This is a genomic window from Catenulispora rubra (genome assembly GCF_015356825.1).
Classification (GTDB): domain Bacteria; phylum Actinomycetota; class Actinomycetes; order Streptomycetales; family Catenulisporaceae; genus Catenulispora; species Catenulispora rubra.
In genome coordinates, this window is sequence record NZ_JAACYW010000543.1 from 1 (window position 1) to 2,854 (window position 2,854).

General features: G+C 71.2%; 3 protein-coding genes. 2 read left to right on the forward strand and 1 reads right to left on the reverse strand.

All coding sequences use genetic code 11. From position 1 onward, the window contains the following. A partial coding sequence (locus tag GWK61_RS53725) for a GbsR/MarR family transcriptional regulator (RefSeq protein ID WP_194922151.1) occupies nucleotides 1-542 on the reverse strand: 542 nt, incomplete at its 3' end. Nucleotides 543-618: 76 nt separating this feature from the next. On the opposite strand from GWK61_RS53725, the gene GWK61_RS53730 reads away from it, so the two are divergent. After that, on the forward strand, nucleotides 619-1,527 hold the full coding sequence (locus tag GWK61_RS53730; protein ID WP_194922152.1) for an ABC transporter ATP-binding protein: 909 nt from the start codon (nucleotides 619-621) through the stop codon (nucleotides 1,525-1,527). Next, on the forward strand, nucleotides 1,524-2,854 hold a 1,331-nt coding region (locus tag GWK61_RS53735), incomplete at its 3' end, for an ABC transporter permease (protein ID WP_194922153.1). The genes GWK61_RS53730 and GWK61_RS53735, both read left to right, overlap by 4 nt.

The following is a 2,854-nucleotide window of genomic DNA, read 5'->3' on the forward strand; positions in this document are numbered from 1 at the left end:
GCCCGATCCCCCTCCGCCCGCAACTCCGCCCGCCGCACCTGCCACCGCTCCAACATCCCCGACAGCTCCCCGCGCAGGAACTGGAACATCAGCACCGACTCCGTCAGCCGCCGTCCGGCCGGCGTCTCGGCGCCGACCACCGCGACGCCCTCCGCCAGGCTGCCCTCCCAGCGCGACATGATCGTGTCGCGCTCGAACAGTGCGTCCTGCCACACCTCGTCCAGTACGCGGTAGCGGTCGCGGCGTGTGCCGGGCTGGCGTTCGCGGGTGACCAGGTTGACCTGCGTCAGGTACCTGATCGCGCCGGAGACGGCGGCCGGGGAGATGTCGAGCATCTCGGACAGTTCCTGGGAGGTCAGGCGGCCGTCGTCCTGGGTGATGAGCGCGGCGAAGACGCGGGAGGGCATGCGCGGGATGCCGCTGTCGGTCAGGACGCTGCCGAGGCGGTCGATGTACGCCGGCAGCGGGTCCGGGGCCGGCCGGGTTTCGGGGTCGGCATCGGGGTCGGCGTCGTGCCCGCCGGGGTGGTCGTCCTTGCGCATTTGCCCACGGTAGCGGTTCCTCTTGCGTTTTCATAACATTCACAAGACTCTGAAAGTTCGGAGTAGAATCGGCCCCATGACGACTGCGATCAGCGCGTCCGGCCTGGTGAAGACCTTCGGCCGGACCCGTGCGCTCGACGGGCTGGACCTCACCGTCGCCGAGGGCGAGGTCCTGGGGTTCCTCGGGCCCAACGGGGCCGGCAAGTCGACGACCATCCGGGTGCTGCTGGGCCTGATCCGGGCCGACTCCGGCGCCGCGACCCTGCTCGGCGGCGACCCCTGGCGCGACCGGGTGGCCCTGCACAAGCGCCTGGCCTACGTGCCCGGCGACGTCACGCTGTGGCGCAACCTGTCCGGCGGGGAGGTGATCGACCTGCTCGGCGGCCTGCACGGCGGGGTGGACGCCCGGCGCCGCGCCGATCTGCTGGAGCGCTTCGAGCTGGACCCGACCAAGAAGGGCGGCCAGTACTCCAAGGGCAACCGGCAGAAGGTGGCCCTGATCGCCGCCCTGGCCTCGGACGTGGAACTGCTGGTCTTCGACGAGCCGACCTCCGGCCTGGACCCGCTGATGGAGGACGTCTTCCGCCAGTGCGTGGCCGACGAGCGCGAACGCGGCCGCACCATCCTGCTCTCCAGCCACATCCTGTCCGAGGTCGAGGCGCTGTGCGACCGGGTGAACATCATCCGCGCCGGCAAGACCGTGGAGACCGGCTCGCTGGCCGAGATGCGGCACCTGACCCGCACCACCGTCGAGGCCGACCTCGCCGGACCCCCGACCGGCCTGGCGGACCTGCCCGGCGTGCACGACGCCAAGGTCACCACCAAGGCCGGCGCCGAGAAGTTCACCGGCCAGGTCGACACCGACCACCTCGACGGCGTCCTCAAGGCGCTCACCGCGATCGGGGTCAGGACCCTGGTCAGCCGGCCGCCGACACTGGAGGAGCTGTTCCTGCGGCACTACGAGCCCGAAGGGGCGCAGCAGTGAGCACCGCGACGGCCCCGGAGGCTTCGAAGAGCGCCCAGAAGAAGACCTCGAAGAAAACCCCGAAGAAGACCTCGAAGTTCGCCACCGACCCCGGTGCCCAGAAGGACTCAGACGACGGTCTCCGAACCCTGATCCGACTCGCCTCCCACCGCGACCGCATCATGCTCCCGGTGTGGATCTACGCACTCCTGGCAACCGTCGGCAGCACCGCGTACTCGCTGAAGAAGCTCTACCCGGCGCAGTCCGACCGCGACAAGCTCGCCTCCAGCATCGGTACCAACCCCTCGCTGCGCGCCCTCTACGGCCCCCTCTACGACACCCACACCCTCGGCGCCCTGACCGCCTGGCGCACGCTCGGCTTCGGCGGCCTGCTGATGGGCATCATGGTGGTCCTGCTGATCACCCGGCACACCCGGGCCGAGGAGGAGTCCGGTCGGCTGGAGCTGCTGGGATCCGGGGCCGTGGGACGCAACGCCCCGTTGACCGCGGCCCTGTCGATCGTCGTTGGCGCGTGCTTCGGCATCGGGCTGCTCTCGGCCGTGGTGATGCTGGCGCTGGGGCAGAGCGCGGGCGGCGCGCTGGCGTTCGGCGCGTGCCTGTTCGCCGTCGGCGTGGCGTTCGCCGGCACGCAGGCGGTCGCGGTGCAGCTGACCGAGACCGGCCGGGCCGCCAACGGGATCGGCGCGCTGATCCTCGGCGTGGCGTACCTGCTGCGGACGGTCGGCGACGCGGCCGGCAACAGCGGCGGAGCCGGGTGGGTCGCGTGGCTGTCGCCGTTCGGCTGGATCGAGCGCGTGCATCCGTGGGCCGGGAACCGGTGGTGGGTCGTCGGCGTGACGCTGGTCGTCGGCGTCGTAACCGCTGCCGTCGGCTACCGCGTGCAGAACGCCCGGGACCTCGGCAGCGGGCTCTTGCCGCAGCGTCCAGGCCCGGCGAGCGCGGGGCCCGGGCTGCGCGGCGTGTTCGGCCTGGGACGGCGGCTGCAACAGCCGACGCTGCTGGGCTGGATGGCCGGGATTTTCGTGTTCGGGATCGTCATGGGCTCCATCGCCAAGGGCATCGACAAGTTGCTGAACGACAACCAGCAGGTCGAGAAGATCATCGGGCGCTACGGCGGGGCCAAGGGCCTGACCGACTCCTATCTGACGACCGCGATCAGCTTCCTCGGTATGGCCGCTGCCTTCTACGCGGTGCAGGCGGTGCTGCGGCTGCGCGGCGAGGAGACCTCCGGACGTGCCGAGCCGGTGCTGTCGGCGTCCGCTGGGAGGCTGGCGTGGGCCGGAAGCCATCTGGTGTTCCCGGCGGTCGGCAGCGCGCTGGTGATGGC